The sequence below is a fragment of the Pseudomonas sp. T1.Ur genome (assembly GCF_023516725.1).
Lineage (GTDB): Bacteria > Pseudomonadota > Gammaproteobacteria > Pseudomonadales > Pseudomonadaceae > Aquipseudomonas > Aquipseudomonas alvandae.
Genome location: NZ_JAMGSN010000001.1, coordinates 179717 through 195259, shown reverse-complemented (window position 1 = coordinate 195259; position 15543 = coordinate 179717). Strand labels below are relative to the sequence as shown.

14 protein-coding genes are annotated in these 15543 nt (G+C 62.7%); 4 read left to right on the top strand and 10 right to left on the bottom strand.

Annotated features, from left to right (window positions below; translation table 11 throughout):
- Nucleotides 1-64: 64 nt before the first annotated feature.
- The 5 genes from rhlE1 to M8Q45_RS00885 form a co-directional block, all read right to left on the bottom strand.
- A complete protein-coding gene (gene rhlE1, locus M8Q45_RS00905; RefSeq protein ID WP_249873246.1) occupies nucleotides 65-1402 on the bottom strand; it encodes an RNA helicase RhlE1 in 1338 nt (445 codons plus the stop codon).
- 58 nt (nucleotides 1403-1460) lie between these two features.
- Nucleotides 1461-2363 carry a drug/metabolite exporter YedA gene (yedA, locus tag M8Q45_RS00900; RefSeq protein ID WP_217860390.1) on the bottom strand — a complete coding sequence of 301 codons (903 nt, stop codon included), beginning with the start codon at nucleotides 2361-2363 and terminating at the stop codon, nucleotides 1461-1463.
- A gap of 240 nt (nucleotides 2364-2603) precedes the next feature.
- Nucleotides 2604-3215, bottom strand: a complete 612-nt coding sequence (locus M8Q45_RS00895; RefSeq protein WP_249873245.1) for a 3'-5' exonuclease — start codon at nucleotides 3213-3215, stop codon at nucleotides 2604-2606.
- Between the two features lie 21 nt (nucleotides 3216-3236).
- Nucleotides 3237-3716, bottom strand: a complete 480-nt coding sequence (locus M8Q45_RS00890) for a LabA-like NYN domain-containing protein (RefSeq protein ID WP_030140338.1) — start codon at nucleotides 3714-3716, stop codon at nucleotides 3237-3239.
- A 128-nt stretch (nucleotides 3717-3844) separates the two neighbouring features.
- Complete coding sequence (locus tag M8Q45_RS00885) at nucleotides 3845-4603, bottom strand: DUF2076 domain-containing protein (protein WP_249873244.1); 759 nt, start codon at nucleotides 4601-4603, stop codon at nucleotides 3845-3847.
- Nucleotides 4604-4782: 179 nt separating this feature from the next.
- On the opposite strand from M8Q45_RS00885, the gene M8Q45_RS00880 reads away from it, so the two are divergent.
- A complete protein-coding gene (locus M8Q45_RS00880) occupies nucleotides 4783-5442 on the top strand; it encodes a YciC family protein (protein ID WP_249873243.1) in 660 nt (219 codons plus the stop codon).
- Nucleotides 5439-6518: an endonuclease/exonuclease/phosphatase family protein gene (locus tag M8Q45_RS00875; RefSeq protein ID WP_249873242.1), complete on the top strand. Its 1080-nt coding sequence runs from the start codon at nucleotides 5439-5441 to the stop codon at nucleotides 6516-6518. Before M8Q45_RS00880 ends, M8Q45_RS00875 begins: the two co-directional genes overlap by 4 nt.
- 230 nt (nucleotides 6519-6748) lie before the next feature.
- On the opposite strand, the gene M8Q45_RS00870 is transcribed toward M8Q45_RS00875, so the two are convergent.
- The 4 genes from M8Q45_RS00870 to hrpB all read right to left on the bottom strand — a co-directional run bounded on the left by M8Q45_RS00870 (nucleotide 6749) and on the right by hrpB (nucleotide 12778).
- On the bottom strand, nucleotides 6749-7687 hold the full coding sequence (locus tag M8Q45_RS00870; protein ID WP_283938993.1) for a 2-hydroxyacid dehydrogenase: 939 nt from the start codon (nucleotides 7685-7687) through the stop codon (nucleotides 6749-6751).
- An 87-nt stretch (nucleotides 7688-7774) separates the two neighbouring features.
- The gene (locus M8Q45_RS00865; RefSeq protein WP_249873240.1) at nucleotides 7775-8935 is read right to left on the bottom strand and encodes an L-talarate/galactarate dehydratase; all 1161 of its coding nucleotides are present in this window, start codon (nucleotides 8933-8935) and stop codon (nucleotides 7775-7777) included.
- A gap of 177 nt (nucleotides 8936-9112) precedes the next feature.
- A complete protein-coding gene (locus M8Q45_RS00860; RefSeq protein WP_249873239.1) occupies nucleotides 9113-10162 on the bottom strand; it encodes a LacI family DNA-binding transcriptional regulator in 1050 nt (349 codons plus the stop codon).
- Between the two features lie 99 nt (nucleotides 10163-10261).
- Nucleotides 10262-12778 carry an ATP-dependent helicase HrpB gene (hrpB, locus tag M8Q45_RS00855; RefSeq protein WP_249873238.1) on the bottom strand — a complete coding sequence of 839 codons (2517 nt, stop codon included), beginning with the start codon at nucleotides 12776-12778 and terminating at the stop codon, nucleotides 10262-10264.
- Nucleotides 12779-12873: 95 nt separating this feature from the next.
- On the opposite strand from hrpB, the gene pmcY reads away from it, so the two are divergent.
- Together pmcY and M8Q45_RS00845 are read left to right on the top strand one after the other, a co-directional pair.
- Nucleotides 12874-13293, top strand: a complete 420-nt coding sequence (pmcY, locus tag M8Q45_RS00850; RefSeq protein WP_249873237.1) for a periplasmic Zn2+ metallochaperone PmcY — start codon at nucleotides 12874-12876, stop codon at nucleotides 13291-13293.
- A gap of 27 nt (nucleotides 13294-13320) precedes the next feature.
- On the top strand, nucleotides 13321-14214 hold the full coding sequence (locus M8Q45_RS00845; RefSeq protein ID WP_249873236.1) for a cation diffusion facilitator family transporter: 894 nt from the start codon (nucleotides 13321-13323) through the stop codon (nucleotides 14212-14214).
- Between the two features lie 58 nt (nucleotides 14215-14272).
- Here the strand turns inward: M8Q45_RS00845 and M8Q45_RS00840 are convergent, their stop codons facing one another.
- Entirely contained in the window at nucleotides 14273-15277 is a 1005-nt protein-coding gene (locus tag M8Q45_RS00840) for a DUF6515 family protein (protein WP_249873235.1), read from the bottom strand.
- Nucleotides 15278-15543: the final 266 nt, after the last annotated feature.

Below are 15543 nucleotides of genomic sequence, written 5' to 3'. Positions count from 1 at the left end.
AGATCAAAAGATCGCAGCCTCGCTCCGCTCGGCAGCTCCTACGGTTCGCATGTGGCCTTTGTTATCAAGGCTTACGCTTACGCGGCCCAGTGTTGAACACCGGCACTTTTCGCACCGGCTTGACCGACGGTTCCACCGGCCCCGAATCACCGCTGTCCACCCACTTGCCCAGGTTGCGCTTGCCGCCACCGCCCTGGGTTTTCGGTTTCTTCGGCTTCTTCGGTTTCTTGACCACCTGGCCGCTGGCATCGGTCTCCGGCACGCGGTGCTCAGGCTCAAAGTCCTGCTCCATCTGCCGGGGCAGTGTCTGACGGGTCAGGGTCTCGATGGCCGACAGCAGATTCACCTCATCGGCGCAGACCAGGGAAATCGCCTGCCCGGTGGCGCCCGCCCGGCCCGTGCGGCCGATGCGGTGGATGTAATCCTCGGCAACAATCGGCAAATCGAAGTTCACGACCAATGGCAAATCCTCAATATCCAAGCCACGGGCGGCGACGTCGGTGGCCACCAGGATCTGCACTTCGCTGGCCTTGAAGCGGTCCAGCGCGCGCTGGCGGGTCGCCTGGGGTTTGTCACCGTGGATGCCATCAGCGTTGACACCGAGGCCCTGGAGCTTTTCCACCAGCGCATCGACGCCGTTGCGGGTCTTGGCGAACACCAGCACCTGCTTCCACTTGTGCTTGCGCATCAGGTGAATGAACAGCTCCGGCTTGCGCTTCTTGTCCACCGTCACCACCCATTGCTTGACGGTGTTGGCGGCCACGTTGCGCGGGCTCACCTCGATGCTCAGGGGGTCGTTGAGCATCTGCCCGGCCAACAGGCGGATCGCATCGGAAAAGGTCGCCGAGAACAGCAGCGTCTGGCGCTTCTTCGGCAACGCCTTGTAGATGTTCGCCAGTTCCTCGGAAAAACCGAGGTCGAGCATGCGGTCGGCTTCGTCCAGCACCAGGGTCTGTAACTGGTTGAACTTCAGCGCGTTCTGGCGGAACAGGTCGAGCAAGCGGCCCGGCGTGGCGACGAGCAAGTCGACGCCTTTGCGCAACTTCATCATCTGCGGGTTGATGCTGACGCCGCCGTACACGGCGTAGGTGCTCAAGGGCAGGTTCTGCGCGTACTGGCGCACGCTTTCGTGGACCTGCTCGGCCAGCTCGCGGGTCGGCACCAGGATCAGCGCACGCACCGAATTGGCGGCGACTTTCGGCCCTTCGGTGGTCAGCAACTGCAACAGCGGCACGGCGAAACCGGCGGTCTTGCCAGTGCCGGTCTGGGCTGCGGCCATCAGGTCGCGCCCGGCGAGCACGGCCGGCATGGCTTGGGCCTGGACCGGCGTCGGCGTCTGGTAGCCGAGCGTCTCGAGGGCGCGCAGCAGGGGTTCGATCAGGCCAAGGGTGGCGAAAGTCATGGAGATACCGTAGGAAAAATCAGCGCAGGGTGTGCAATGCGCGGCAGTTTACCCTAAATCAGGATTCGGCCGGTGCAGGCTTGGGCTTGCGCCACTGCGGCAACCCGATCAACACCACGGCGCTGATGATCACCAGCATCGCCAAGGCTTCTTCGATGCCAATGGTTTCTCCCGCGAAGACGATCCCCAGCAACACCGCCACCGCCGGGTTGACGTAGGCATAGCTGGTGGCCGCCGCCGGGCGTACATGCTTGAGCAGGTACATGTAGGCGTTGAAGGCGATGATCGAACCGAACCCGATCAGATAGACCAACGCAAACCAGCCTTCCAGCGGCGGCACGTGGTCCAGGCGTTCGCCACTGGCGAAGCTGCCGATCAACAGCACCACGCCGGCCACCAGCATTTCCACCGCGCTGGCCATGGCGCCTGCGGGCAGTTGCACATGTTTACTCAACACCGAACCAAAGGCCCACGAGGCGGCGGCGAACACCAGCAAAGCCGCCCCCAACGGACTCGACTGCAGGTTGGAACCCAGGTTGAGCATGGCAATGCCGATCAACCCCAACACAATCCCCGCCCACTCGAGACGGGTATTGCGTGCGCCCCAGAAATACCCGCAGAGCAAGGTGAACAACGGCACCGTCGCCACGGCCAGCGCCGCCACGCCCGAAGCCACGCCCGTATGCTCGGCGATACTCACCGCACCATTGCCGAAGGTCAGCAGCAACACGCCAATGAGCGCCCCGGCCTTCCATTGCGCCCAGGTCGGCGCCGGCGCGCCCTTCCAGCGCAAGAAGCCGTACATCAACGACCCGGCGATCACAAAACGAATCCCCGCCAGCAGCAAGGGCGGCCAATGCTCGACGCCGATGCGAATCACCAGGTAGGTCGATCCCCAGATGACGTACAAGGCGAAAAAGGCAGCGATCAACGGCAACGGAAAACGGCGTGGGCCAGGCATGTTCAACTCGAAGTCAGGACGATGAAACCTGCCATTCTAAGAAGCCGGCCGATAGAAATTAAGTTACAAAATCTGTTTATCCGAGCCATACACTTTTCAAGACACGGCCAATACGACTGAACACAGACGAACCCTGTGGGAGCGAGCTTGCTCGCGATAGCTTTGGATCAGCCAACATCAAATTGACTGATACACCGCAATCGCGAGCAAGCTCGCTCCCACAAAGGTTCCGCAGTGCGTTCAGAACCCGCGATGGCGCTTGAGATGCTCGTTGATCTTCGCCGCCGGCACTTTCTGCAAACTGCACAGCAGATCATGGGACAACGCCCGCAACCCATGCTTGTGGCGCAACTCCGCGGCGAGGTGTGCGGTGAGGTTGGCGGCCATTTCGGCGTCGGCCATGGCCCGGTGAGCCTGGCCGGTGTGGGGCAGGCCAGCGAAGGCGTTGAGCGTGCCGAGCTTGTGGTTCGGCGCCGATGGCATCAAGCGCCGGGCCAGCAACAACGAACAGGCAAAGTTCTGCAGGCGGGTGCGCTTGATCCGTCCCAATTCGAAATCCCAGAACTTCTGGTCGAACGCGGCGTTGTGGGCCAGCAGCGGCGTGATGCCGACAAACTCATTGACCTCATTCATCACTTTTTCCGCCGGGGGAGCGCTGCGTAGCATGGCGTTGCTGATGCCGGTGAGCTGTTCGATGAAGGCCGGCACGCGAACGCCGGCGTTCATCAGGCTCTGGTAACGGTCGACGATCCGGCCTTGTTCAAGGATCACCACGGCGATTTCCGTGGCGCGGCAACTGCTGCTCGGGGTGATGCCGGTGGTTTCAAAGTCGATGACTGCGATGCGTTCCAAACCTGTGGGGCTCCTTGAAGATCAGTTCTTGAGCAGCAACGCGCCTTCGATGGGCACGTAGCGGCTGGCGGCGCGGATCAGCGAGTTGGCGGTCAACCCCGGCACGCCGTAGGCCACCGCCTGCACGCCGTGCTTGCTGATGATGCGTTCGAGCAGCATGTCGAAATCGCCATCGCCGGAGGCCAGCACCACTTCATCGACATGGTCGGCGGCGTCCATGATGTCGAGCGTGATGCCCACGTCCCAGTCGCCCTTGGCCGAACCGTCGCTGCGCTGGATGTAGGGCTTGAGCTTCACGGTGAAGCCGAGGTTGCGCAGGATCTGCTGGAACTGCTGCTGCTTGCTGTCGCCGCGATCGATCGCGTAGGCATAGGCCTCGACGATCTGGCCCTGTTTGCTGACGTCAGCCCACAGCGCCGCGTAGTTGAAATGGCAGCCATAGGCCTGGCGCACGGTGTAGTAGAGGTTCTGGACATCGGCGAACACTGCGATTTTTTTCACCGCGTTTCCTCATGAATGCACACGCGTGCAGGCCACCCGGCCCGAAAAGTCGCCCAGTATGCCAGCCTCGAGGAATGTTCCGCGAATAATCGGCCCGAGGCGCCCCGGCGCCTCGGACGAATGGCAGGTCAGACGAAGGAGTCGTCGTCGTCGCCGAAGAAGGACGAATCGTCGCCGTAGTCCGCGTCGCTGACACCGCCCGGGTCGTTGTCGTAGGTACCGTTGTCGGCCACGCGCTGGTCATCGCCCCAGCCGTTGTCGCTGCTGTTGGCCGTATCGTTGACGGGCTGGGCCGGTTCTTCCTTGAGGATCTCGACGATTTCCTGAGGCTGATTGCTGTGGAACAGGCTGCTGATGCCCTGGGCCAGCATCACGCCACCGGCCACCCCCGCCGCGGTCTTCAAGGCGCCGCCAAGGAAGCTGCTGGCCGCCGGGGCCTGCTGTTGCGGCGCGCCATAGTTGCCGGGCGCGGCACCGAAACCTTGCTGTGCCGGCGCATTGAACGACGGCCGCGCCGGCTCGCGCCAGCCGCCACCGCTGGGCGCCGGTATACTTGCAGGACGCGAGTCGCGGTTGCCGCCACCAAAAATGCTCGAGAGAAAACCACCGCCGCCGCTGGGCGCCGAAGCCGGGTTGCGAGCCTGTTGCAACTCGATTTGCAATTGCTCGACCTGCTGGGCGAGTTGCTTGTTCTGCTCGTCCAGGCGCTTGATCGCCGCCTCTTGCACCAGGATCGCCTGGGCCATGAAATAGCCCGCCGCAGGCTGGCTGGCCAAGTGCTCCTTGATCCGCGCTTCGGCCTGGGCGTCGCGCGGGGCTGATTCCTTTTCGGCTTGTTGCAGCCGTGAAAACAGTCCATCGATCAGGGTTTGTTCTTCGCTGTTCATGGCGACCTCATCAGATTGCCGGATAAAAAACCAAGCCGGTCCGCAAAAGACCGGTGCCCGTCAGTAATGGGGTCCGCCAGGAAGCTTTCAATGGTCTTTACCTGATGTTTACGTTTGTTTCTGCGGCCACCTGATGGGTAAAGTGTCGGACCGCTTTTTTTGAACTGCGATACCGACCCATGAATCCCTTAGAAGTACTGCGTGACTCCTTGTATTTTTTCAAGCGCCATCTGGGCCGCATCGCCCAGTTGTGCCTGCCGCTGGTGATCATTGAAGCGGTGCTGCAACAAGGGGTGGACAACGCCTTCGGGGCCGACGGTTTTTCCGGCTACAGCGTGATCGTCGGTCTGTTGGTGTACCCGTTGTATACCGCAGCGTTGATTCTGTTTCTCGACGCCCGCAGCCGTGGCGAAGCCCCACGCGCCCGCGACCTGCTCGCGGCCGCCCTGCTCCAATGGCCACGCTTCGCCTTGCTGACCGCCCTCAATACGCTGCTGATCCTGATTGGCATCTCGTTGTATTTCCTGCCGGGGTTGTGGCTGATGGTGGTCCTGGCCTTTGGTGAATACCTGTTGGTGTTGAGGGGCCTGTCGCCGCTGGCCGCCATGAAGGAAAGCGCGCGCTTGAGTCGAGGCCATTTCTGGCGAATCCTGCTATGCATCCTCGCCGTAATGGTCCCGCTGTGGCTGCTCAAGGGCGCCAGCGTCTCGGTGTACCCTGCGCCTCAGAACCCCTTGATCAGCCTGCTGATCGATAGCATCCACAGCTTCTTGCAACTGTTCACCACCGTGGTGTTGTTCCGAATGTTCATGCTGATTGCAGAAAAGCCCGAGCCATGAGCCGTCTGCTGCGATACACCGTGCTGGGCCTGTTGTTGATCGTCGGCATCGGCGTCTTCTCGATCTATGGGCTGACCTGGCGTCCCCAGGCCCGGGAAGCGCTGGCCGTCAGTTGTGCCGCGGACGCCGCGCCGCTGATGCCGGGCCAGGCGTTGAAGGTGATGACCTGGAACGTCCAGTTCCTGGCCGGCAAGCGCTACGTGTTCTGGCACGACCTGGCCCAGGGCGACGATGAAAGCCCGACCCTGGAAGACATGGCCTTCAGCCTCGACGAAGTGGCGCGGGTCATTCGCGACGAACAGCCGGACGTGGTGTTGCTTCAGGAACTGGACAACGGTGCCAAGGCCAGCCATTACCAGGAACAACTCAAGCTGTTGCAAGAGCGCCTGGCCGACCTCTACCCGTGCGGCACCAGCGCCTTCGACTGGAAGGCCGATTTCATCCCCCTCCCACGCATCTTCGGCAGCGTTGGCCGGCAATTGGCGACGCTGAGTCGCTACCGCATCGACCATGCCGAGCGGGTGCAACTGCCGGTGGCCGAAGCCAACTTCATCAGCCGTCAGTTCCAGCCGAAAAACGCCTTGTTGGTGAGTTATCTATCGCTGAGTGACGGCGGCCAGCTGGCGGTGCTCAACACTCATCTGGAACGGGCCAACGAACCGGACGAAACCCTGCCCAGACAAATCACTGCCGTGGCCAAGGCACTGGATAAATTCGAATCCTCAGGCACGCCCTGGCTGATCGGCGGCGACTTCAACCTGCTGCCCCTGGGCCAATACCGGCGCCTGCCGGCCGAACAGCGCTCGCCCTACTCCGCCGACAGCGAGTTGCATCTGTTGTGGGACAAATACCCGATGATCCCGACCAACAACGAGGCCAGCGGCATCGATCGCGAACACTGGCTGACCCACTACCCGAACGACCCGGGCCTCAACGGCCCCGACCGCACCGTCGACTACCTGTTCTACAGCCCGCGCCTCAAGCGGGTCGAAGCCCAGGTCCGGCAGGACGACACCTTGCGCATCTCCGATCATTTGCCGGTGATTGCACGGTTTTTGTTGCCGGCTGCGCCTTAGCCGACTCACCGCCAACCCCCTGTGGGAGCAAGCAAGCTCGGCCCACAAGGATTTCGAGAGCGGCACGGCCCTGTGGCGAGGGCGCTTGCTCCCGCTTGAGTGCGCAGCGCTCATTGCTTTTTGGGGCCGCTGCGCGCCCCAGCGGGAGCAAGCGCCCTCGCCACAAAAGCTTCCAAGCATCACGCCACAGATCGATCAACCTCCCACAGGTCTCCCGGCGCCAAAACGCATTACAGCGCCACCGGCGTAACCAGCCTCCCCTCTTCGAAATAGGTATCGAGATTTTCGAAAACCAGGTCCGCCATGGCTTGGCGGGTCTCGTGAGTACCGCTGCCGATATGTGGAAGCAATACGACGTTATCCATTTCCAGCAACGCGGCCGGAACATGGGGCTCGTCCTCGAACACGTCCAAGGCGGCACCGCCGATTTCCGACTCAAGGAGGGCCGTGATCAATGCCGCCTCGTCGACGACACTGCCCCTGGCCACATTGATCAGAAAGGACTTGGGACCGAGCGCGCGCATGACCTGGCGATTGATCAGATGCCGGGTTTGCGGGCCGCCAGGAACGAGGACGACAAGGTAGTCCGCGGCAGTGGCCAGTGCTTGAAGGTCGGCGTAATGGGTGTAGGAAACCTCGGCATACGGCCCACTGGGTCGATAATAAGCGACGTTCATGTCGAAGGCCGAGACCCGTCTGGCGAGCGTCTTGCCGATCTTGCCCAGGCCTACGATGCCGCAGGTCTTACCGTGCAGGTCATTGCCCAAGGGGAATTTTGCCTCCCGCCATTTGCCGGCCCGCACGAAGCGCTCGGCCTCGCAGACTCTACGGGATACGCAAAGCATCAACGCCAGTGCCGTTTCGGCCACGCTGTTGTTGAGCACGTCCGGCGTATTGCTCAACTGGATACCACGACGGGCCAGGTAAGCCGTATCGAGCGCGTCATAACCGACACCGAAACTGGTAATCACCTCGAGATTAGGCAGCTGTTCCAGGACCTGATGGTCAGCCCCGTACACACCACTGGTTACAACCGCACGTATGGAACCGCCATGTAAAGCGACCCAGTGGGTGAAGTCGGCAATCTCCCAGCGCTTGTGGACGCTGTAGTGTTCTTCCAACGACTGCATCAAGGATGGGTGCATGGGCCCCCATACCAGCACGTCCATTTTGAAATCGATGATGGTAGCTCCCCTTTCAAGGAGGCCCTGGACAGAGCCTCGCAAGCCTACTCACTGCCGAACCGAGGAGATTCCTCAGGGACGGGCACCCACCTCGGCTTCCTGAACCGTCCACGGCTTGACTTGTTCGCTGAGTGTCAGCCCCAAACCGGGACGGGTGGGGACGAGCATCCGGCCGTCACGGGTCTCCAGGCGCTCGTTGAACAACGGCTCAAGCCATTCGAAGTGCTCGACCCAGGGTTCGGTCGGATAGGCAGCCGCCAGGTGAACGTGCAGTTCCATGGCGAAATGCGGGGCCAGCATCAGGCCCGCTTGCTCAGCCATCGACGCGACCTTCAAGTAAGGGGTGATGCCGCCCACTCGTGGCGCGTCCGGCATCAAGAAGTCGGCGCCGCGCAGCTTGATGAATTCGGCGTGCTCGGCGACGCTGGTGAGCATTTCACCCGTGGCGATAGGTGTATCGAATTGCTGTGCCAACGCGGCGTGGCCTTCGGCGTCATAGCAGTCCAGGGGTTCCTCGATCCAGATCAGGTTGTACGCCTCGAACTGGCGGCACATGCGCTGGGCCGTCGGCCGATCCCATTGCTGGTTGGCATCGACCATCAGCGGGAAGTTGTCACCCAAGTGCTTGCGCACCGTGCTGACCCGCTCAACGTCCAGGGCACAATCCGGTTGCCCGACTTTCAACTTGATACCACCGATGCCCTTTTCGCGGGACACGTCGGTATTTTTCATCAGTTGATCCAGCGGGGTATGGAGAAAGCCTCCCGAGGTGTTGTAGCAACGCACCGAATCGCGTTGGGCGCCGAGCAAACGGGCCAGCGACAAGTTGGCGCGCTTGGCTTTCAGGTCCCACAACGCCACGTCGAACGCCCCCAAGGCCTGGGTCGACATGCCACTGCGGCCCACCGAGGCGCCAGCCCAGCAGAGCTTGGTCCAGAGCTTGGAAATGTCACTCGGGTTTTCGCCGATCAGCACCGGGGCGATTTCCTTGGCATGGGCGAATTGCCCCGGTCCGCCGGCACGTTTCGAGTAACTGAAGCCGAGGCCACGATGCCCCTCGAGGGTTTCAATTTCAGCGAAGAGGATGGCGATCTCGGTCATCGGTTTCTGCCGCCCGGTAAGCACCTTGGCATCACTGATCGGATTGGCCAGCGGCAAGATCACCGAAGCGACACGAACCCAGGCAATACGGTCGTCATCGGAGGACTTGGGAAGGTCTTTTGATACGAACATGTGCGCTCCTTGGACATTGAAAAGCGTTCAGGTGTGGAAGCTCCTGCCAGCCTATGATTGCGCAATCATCGGCTGATCAAAAAAGCCCTCGCTCGATAAAACCGAAGACCTTTGAATGGATACTACACTGATTGCGCAATCATTCAACCGGAGGCAACCGGCAAACAGATTTTCAATTCAGGTGCTGGCGCGGTCGATCAAGGTGAACCCGGTGTCAATCCGCACCGTTTTCCGGGACGAAGGGTTTTCGAATCGCTCAAGCAGCGCCTCGGCCACTTGCAAGCCGATGCGCTTGCCGTCGACGCTGACAGTCGACAACGCCGGGTAGACCTGCGCGGCACTGCTCAGGTCCCCGAACCCCATGACGGCAAGGTCGCCGGGCACATTCAAGCCTTGGCTGGCGGCTTCGGCCAAAACGCCTTGAGCCACGGTGTCCGAGCTGCACACCACGATGTCGGGCCGCGGCGATGGATCCAGCAGTCGCCGAAGCCCCTCTCGCCCGACTTCGAGCGTGGCAGGTGGCGCCAGGACTTCCATGGGCACTTGCTCGATTCCCTGGCGTTTCAGCTCGGCGATAAGGCTGTTGCAACGGCGCAGGCCCCGGGGGTCGCTGATGGTCACCACGGAAAATCGCCTGTAACCCTTTTTCACCAGGTGTCGCGCGGTCTCCTCCCCCACCTTTTCGTGGGAAAAACCCACCAGCATGTCCAAAGGGTCCTCACTCAAGTCCCAGGCCTCAACCACGGGAATACCCGCCTGAGCGAGGCGCAAGCGGCTTGATTCGGTGTGAAGCGTACCGGTCAGTACGATGCCATCCGGACGCCGGCCGAGTACCGCCTCCAACAGTTTTTCTTCCTGCTCTGCGCTATAGCCTGTAAGGCCCAACAGGGTCTGATAGCCCGCCTGGGTCAGGCGGTCCATCAACGATTGCACGGTGTCTGCAAAAATGGAGTTAGCGATAGTGGGAAGGAAAATCGCCACCAGGCGGCTTTTGTTGCTCGCCAAGCCGCCGGCCAGCATGTTTGGCACATAACCCGACTGGCGCACCGCCTCCCGGACTTTTTCCCGCGTGTTCTCGCTCACCAGCTCCGGTCGATGCAAGGCCCTGGAAACGGTCATTGGCGAGACCCCGGCAATCTTCGCCACATCGATCAATGTCAAGCTGGCCCCTTTGTTGGCCGCTGTCATCGATGCTTCAGTGGTGGGCGTTGCGGGTTTCTTTGCCATGACATGTCCAAATCTGGTGCTGAGTAACCGAGGCTGCGTGGAAAGCAGCTTATCCGTCGGTGAATTTACCATCTGCGACCGAGGTCAAGCCGGGGATTTTCACTTGCGCGGCTTGACCCGCGCCGTCGCCTCGGCCACCAATGGATCATCCGGCCAGTAATGCTTGGGATACCGCCCCTTGAGGTCCTTCTTCACCTCGGCGTAGGTGCTGCGCCAGAAGTTCGCCAAATCCTGGGTCACTTGCACCGGCCGACGCGCCGGCGACAGCAGGTGCAGCTTGACCACCTGCCGTCCGCCGGCGATGCGCGGGGTGTCGGCCAGCCCGAAAAGCTCCTGCAAGCGCACGGCAAGGATGGGCGGATGCTCGCTGTAATCCAGGCGAATCGACGATCCCGAAGGCACGCTCAGGTGATGGGGCGCCTGTTCGTCCAAGCGTTGTGGCAATGGCCAGGGCAGCAGGTTATGAACGATGCTCGACAGGTCCAGGTTGGCGAAATGGCTGAGTCGCGAGACACGTCCCAGGTACGGCATCAGCCAATGTTCGAGACTGCCCGACAATGCCGTGTCGCTGACGTCCGGCCATTCGCTTTCGCCCTTGGTCTCCAGGTCTAGCCGGCGCAACAGCGCCACCCGCGCCTGCCATTGCCGCAACTCCGGTGTCCACCGCAGCAGCTCCAGGCCTTTGCGCCGCACCAGGTTGACCAGCGCCTGGCTGCGGGCTGCTTCATCCAGCCCGGTCAGCGGTTCGCGACTGAGCACCAGCTCGCCGACCTTGCGCTGACGCTCGGCCCGCAGCACGCCTTCGCGCTCGTCCCAATCCAGTTGGTCGACCGTCTGCACCTGCTCGGCCAATACCGAATCGAACAGCGCCGGGTCGAAATCCGTCGCCAGGTAAATTCGCTCTTCGCGTTGGCCCTGGCGGCTGCCCAAATCGGCGATCACCAGCCACGCTTGCTTCATCAGGCTGTCCGCCTCGGCGAACAACGCCGCGCGGCCATTGGCCAGGCGATATTCCGCACCGCCGGGGCGCCGTTGCTGCGCGACACGATCCGGATAGGCCAACGCCAACAATGCACCGAGCCAGCGTGGATGATCGGGATCGGCGACGGCTTCCTCGGCCCTGCCCCGTAGATAGCCACGATATTGCCGGGCCAACTGCCGCGCCCGCTGCACGCCACCCTGGGCGCCGCGTGCCGCTCGCTCCTCGCCGGAGAGCAAGGCCAGACGGCTGTGCAGATCTGCCCCGGCGCCGCGCAGGATGTCGCGCTCGCCCAGCAGCGCCGCCACGTTGCAGGCCATGTCCGCCAACCCCAGCGCTTGCCCGCGCAACAGCATATGGGCGATTCGCGGATGCGCCGGCAGCTCGGCCATGGCCTGGCCGTGGCGGGTCAGTTGGCCGCCATCGAGTGCGCCGAGACGTTGCAGCAGATCCTGGGCCTGGGCGTACGCGGCGGTTGGCGGGACGTCGAGCCAGACCAACTGCTGCGGCGTCACGCCCCAGCGCCCCAATTGCAGGGCCAACCCGGCCAGGTCCGCGGACAGAATCTCGGCGCTGCCATAAGCGGCCAATTGTTCGTGCTGATCCTCGGACCACAGCCGATAGCACACGCCCGGTTCCAGGCGCCCGGCACGGCCGGCCCGCTGGGTCGCGCTGGCGCGGGAGATGCGCTGGGTGTCGAGACGGGTCATGCCGCTGCCCGGATCGAATCGCGGCACGCGGGCAAGGCCGGCATCCACCACCACCCGCACACCGTTGATGGTCAGGCTGGTCTCGGCGATGTTGGTGGCCAGCACGACTTTGCGCTGGCCGGGCGGCGCCGGGTCGATGGCGGCGCGCTGGGCGGCCAGGTCCAACTCGCCATGCAACGGGCACAGCAACACGTTGCCGCCGTCGCCGAGGGCCTCGGCCAATTGTTGATGAACGCGACGGATTTCCGCTTGCCCGGGCAGGAACACCAGCACGCTGCCGGTTTCATCGTGCAGCGCTTCAAGCACGGTCTGCACCAGTCGCGGCTCGATGAACTCCCCTGGCTGGAAGGGTCGGCCCCAGCGCACCGCCACCGGGAACATGCGCCCTTCGCTGCGCAGGATCGGCGCGTCGCCCAGCAGACCGGCCAGGCGCTCGCCTTCCAGTGTCGCGGACATCAGCAGGATCTTCAGCGGCTGCTCTTCGCGAAACAGCTCCCGACCGTTGAGGCTCAAGGCCAGGGCCAGGTCGGCGTCGAGGCTGCGCTCATGGAACTCATCGAAAATCAGCAACCCCACGCCTTCCAGCGCCGGGTCATCTTGCAAGCGCCGGGTGAGGATGCCTTCGGTGACCACTTCAATACGCGTATTGGGGCCCACCTTGCTGTCGAGGCGAATCCGGTAGCCGACAGTTTCTCCAACTTTTTCCCCGAGCTCGCTGGCCAGCCGCTCGGCCGCCGCCCGTGCCGCCAGGCGCCGGGGTTCGAGCATGAGGATGGTTTGCCCGGCCAGCCAGGACTCGTTCAACAGGGCGAGGGGAACACGGGTGGTTTTACCGGCGCCAGGGGGCGCTTCGAGCACCGCTTCGTGGCGCTTGGCCAGGGCTTGGCGCAGCGCGGGTAAAACTTCATCAATCGGCAAGGAAATCATGCTGGCTCCAAAACAGAGGGCCGAGTATAACGGCGAACTGTTTAGCGTGGTCTGGACTCCAACCAGCAACGCCCATACCTGCTCAGGAGATTGCTATGCGTATTCCCTTTCGCGTGATCGGCGGCGTCCTGGTCGCCACCCTACTGACCCAGATCAGCGCCTGTGGCTCGATCTTCTACCCGGACCGTCGCGGCCAGATCGAAGGCAAGATCGACCCGGCCATCGCCGCGCTCGATGCCGTCGGCCTGTTGTTCTACATCATCCCCGGCCTGATCGCCTTTGCCGTGGACTTCGCCACGGGCGCGATTTATTTCGAACCGGGCAAGAGCGTCCAGATCGAGCCAGAGAAACTCAAGCCAGCCATCAACCCCGACGGCACGGTCAACAATCAAAAGTTGCAAGCCATCCTCGAGCGCGAGCTTGGCCGCAGCTTCCCGCTGGATGATCCACGCCTGATCCAACACAAAGGCAACGTAGAACAACTGGCCGCACTCGGCCTCAAACCTGCCGCATAACAGGCGCAACCCGAGGAAGACCGCGCCATGACCACCAGTACCGAACACGCTCGCCTGCTTCGCCTGGCCACCCGGGCCTCGGTGGCCGTGGCGCTTATCCTGATCGTTGCCAAGGCGCTGGCCTGGTGGTCGAGTGGCTCGGTGAGCATGCTCGCCGGCCTGACCGACTCGGCGCTGGACGGCGTCACCTCGTTGCTCAACCTGCTGGCGGTGCACTACGCACTCCGTCCCGCTGACGATGATCATCGCTATGGGCATGGCAAGGCTGAATCGCTGGCGGGCATGGCCCAGGCGCTGTTTATCGGCGGCAGTGCGGTGCTGATTGCCTTGCAGGCCTTCGAGCGCTTGAAAAATCCAGTGCCCGTGGACGCGCCTTGGCTCAGCGTCGGCGTGATCGTGTTTTCCCTGGTGCTGACCTTGGCGCTGTTGGCGTTGCAGCATCGGGTCGTGCGTGCCACCGGCTCCAACGCGGTGCGCGCCGACTCGCTGCATTACCGTTCGGACTTGTTGCTCAACGGCAGCATCCTGGTCGCGCTGGTCCTGGCCGGGTTCGGTTGGTATCAACTCGACGCCTGGTTCGGCCTGGGCATCGCCCTCTACATTCTGTGGAGCGCGGTGCAGATCGCCCGGGAAAGCTTCTCGGTGCTGATGGATGAAGAACTGCCGCCGGACGTCAGCCAGCACATGCTGGAACTGGCCTGCGCCGTACCCGGCGTGGTCGGTGCCCATGACCTGCGCACGCGGATCTCCGGGAACCATTGGTTCGTGCAGTTGCACTTGGAATTGCCGGGGGAATTGACCTTGTCAGTCGCCCACGGCATCAGCGACCAGGCCGCCGACGCGATTCACCGCGCGTATCCGAAGGCCGAAGTGCTGGTGCATGCAGATCCTATAAAAACAGCTACAAGCGGCAAGCTTTAAGTGACAAGTTCAGTCGAGCCCAACTCTTGCAGCTTGGGGCTTGCAGCTCGTCGCTGCTCTACTGAACCTGATACCCACGGCTACTCAAGCAACTCCCCTCGGCCTGGCGATAGGTCTGCACCACCTCCGGCGCCGGTGGGTAGGTGTAGTTGCGCGGATCGAAACCACTCTGCTGCACCGCCCAGCGATAGCAATCGTAGCCGTCCTGGTTGACCTGCTCGGGCGACTGGCCGTTGGCCGGGTAAGCCACCACGTCAAAACCGTTGCCCTGGGGTTGTGGCTGCGGGTTGGCGACTGGCGCCTCGACCACGACGTAATCCCGGGTATTGGCTTCGTAGATGTAATACGCGCCGGCGGCGAGGAAGAACAGCGAACTGCCGATCCAGACCTCACGGGCATAGTCCGGCAGATAGCGCGTGCGAATCCCCCGTGGCGGCTGGACCACGACATAACGCGGGCCTTGCGGGCGATACCAGTAGCCACCGGAATAGAAATAATCCTGGCCGCGATACGGCACGCGGTAGTTGCGATCCGGGAAACGATCGATCACATACCCGGGCCGATATTGCGGGCCCGGGCCCCAGCCATTGCCATGCCCGTCCGGCCGACCGGGCCAATGCTGCTCGGGACGCCCCTCATGGCCGGGACGAGGCCCTCCATTGGGATAGCCGTCGTTGCGGCGCGGAATGTCGCGGTAGTACCCCGTTTGCGGCTCACGGGTCTGGGTCACGCTGTCGGGCCGCCCCTGGATCGGCAAATGGTTGCCCGGTTGCTGCTGCGGCGGGCGACCTTGGACGTTGGGGTCCTGCGGCGGGCGCTCGTAGCGTTGTCCGCCCTGGTATTGCGGCTTGACTTCGAACTGTCGGCTGTTATCGCCCCGGATGATCTCGTTGCTTTGCTGCCTGGGCTGGCCTGAGTACCCTTGGCCGTTGCCGCCTCGTCCGTCCTGGCCGTGACCACCGTCGGGGCCGCCACGGTTTTGCTGATCGTCGGCCACTCCCTGCGCACTGACACTCGCCCACAACAGACCAACACCTGCCAAACGCCAGATGCGCGACTTCATGAAATTCCTCACAACGGTTCGGGGCCTGCAAATAAGACTGGAAAAGCCCAGGCCGGTTCTGCGACAGATTATCAGGCGCGGGGTTTATTTCGCAGGCATAAAAAAGGGAGGCCCGTCGGCCTCCCCTTGAGAACTTCGTCCGTGCGCGACGCTTATGACGTCGGCTCACCTCACGCTGTCTTCTGGACAGTGTGCAGCTCGGGGGTCTGCCAGTACCGGTGGGTACTGCGACCGCAGCCGGCCGGATTGGGCGGGCTGCACTGGAC

Bases quoted from the DNA above. Each gene is read 5' to 3' on its own strand.
- M8Q45_RS00860 (WP_249873239.1), bottom strand. From the start codon at position 10,162: ATGGCAAAGAAACCCGCAACGCCCACCACTGAAGCATCGATGACAGCG.
- M8Q45_RS00865 (WP_249873240.1), bottom strand. From the start codon at position 8,935: ATGTTCGTATCAAAAGACCTTCCCAAGTCCTCCGATGACGACCGTATT.
- M8Q45_RS00870 (WP_283938993.1), bottom strand. From the start codon at position 7,687: ATGGACGTGCTGGTATGGGGGCCCATGCACCCATCCTTGATGCAGTCG.
- hrpB (WP_249873238.1), bottom strand. From the start codon at position 12,778: ATGATTTCCTTGCCGATTGATGAAGTTTTACCCGCGCTGCGCCAAGCC.
- M8Q45_RS00880 (WP_249873243.1), top strand. From the start codon at position 4,783: ATGAATCCCTTAGAAGTACTGCGTGACTCCTTGTATTTTTTCAAGCGC.
- M8Q45_RS00845 (WP_249873236.1), top strand. From the start codon at position 13,321: ATGACCACCAGTACCGAACACGCTCGCCTGCTTCGCCTGGCCACCCGG.
- M8Q45_RS00885 (WP_249873244.1), bottom strand. From the start codon at position 4,603: ATGAACAGCGAAGAACAAACCCTGATCGATGGACTGTTTTCACGGCTG.
- yedA (WP_217860390.1), bottom strand. From the start codon at position 2,363: ATGCCTGGCCCACGCCGTTTTCCGTTGCCGTTGATCGCTGCCTTTTTC.
- M8Q45_RS00875 (WP_249873242.1), top strand. From the start codon at position 5,439: ATGAGCCGTCTGCTGCGATACACCGTGCTGGGCCTGTTGTTGATCGTC.
- rhlE1 (WP_249873246.1), bottom strand. From the start codon at position 1,402: ATGACTTTCGCCACCCTTGGCCTGATCGAACCCCTGCTGCGCGCCCTC.
- M8Q45_RS00840 (WP_249873235.1), bottom strand. From the start codon at position 15,277: ATGAAGTCGCGCATCTGGCGTTTGGCAGGTGTTGGTCTGTTGTGGGCG.
- pmcY (WP_249873237.1), top strand. From the start codon at position 12,874: ATGCGTATTCCCTTTCGCGTGATCGGCGGCGTCCTGGTCGCCACCCTA.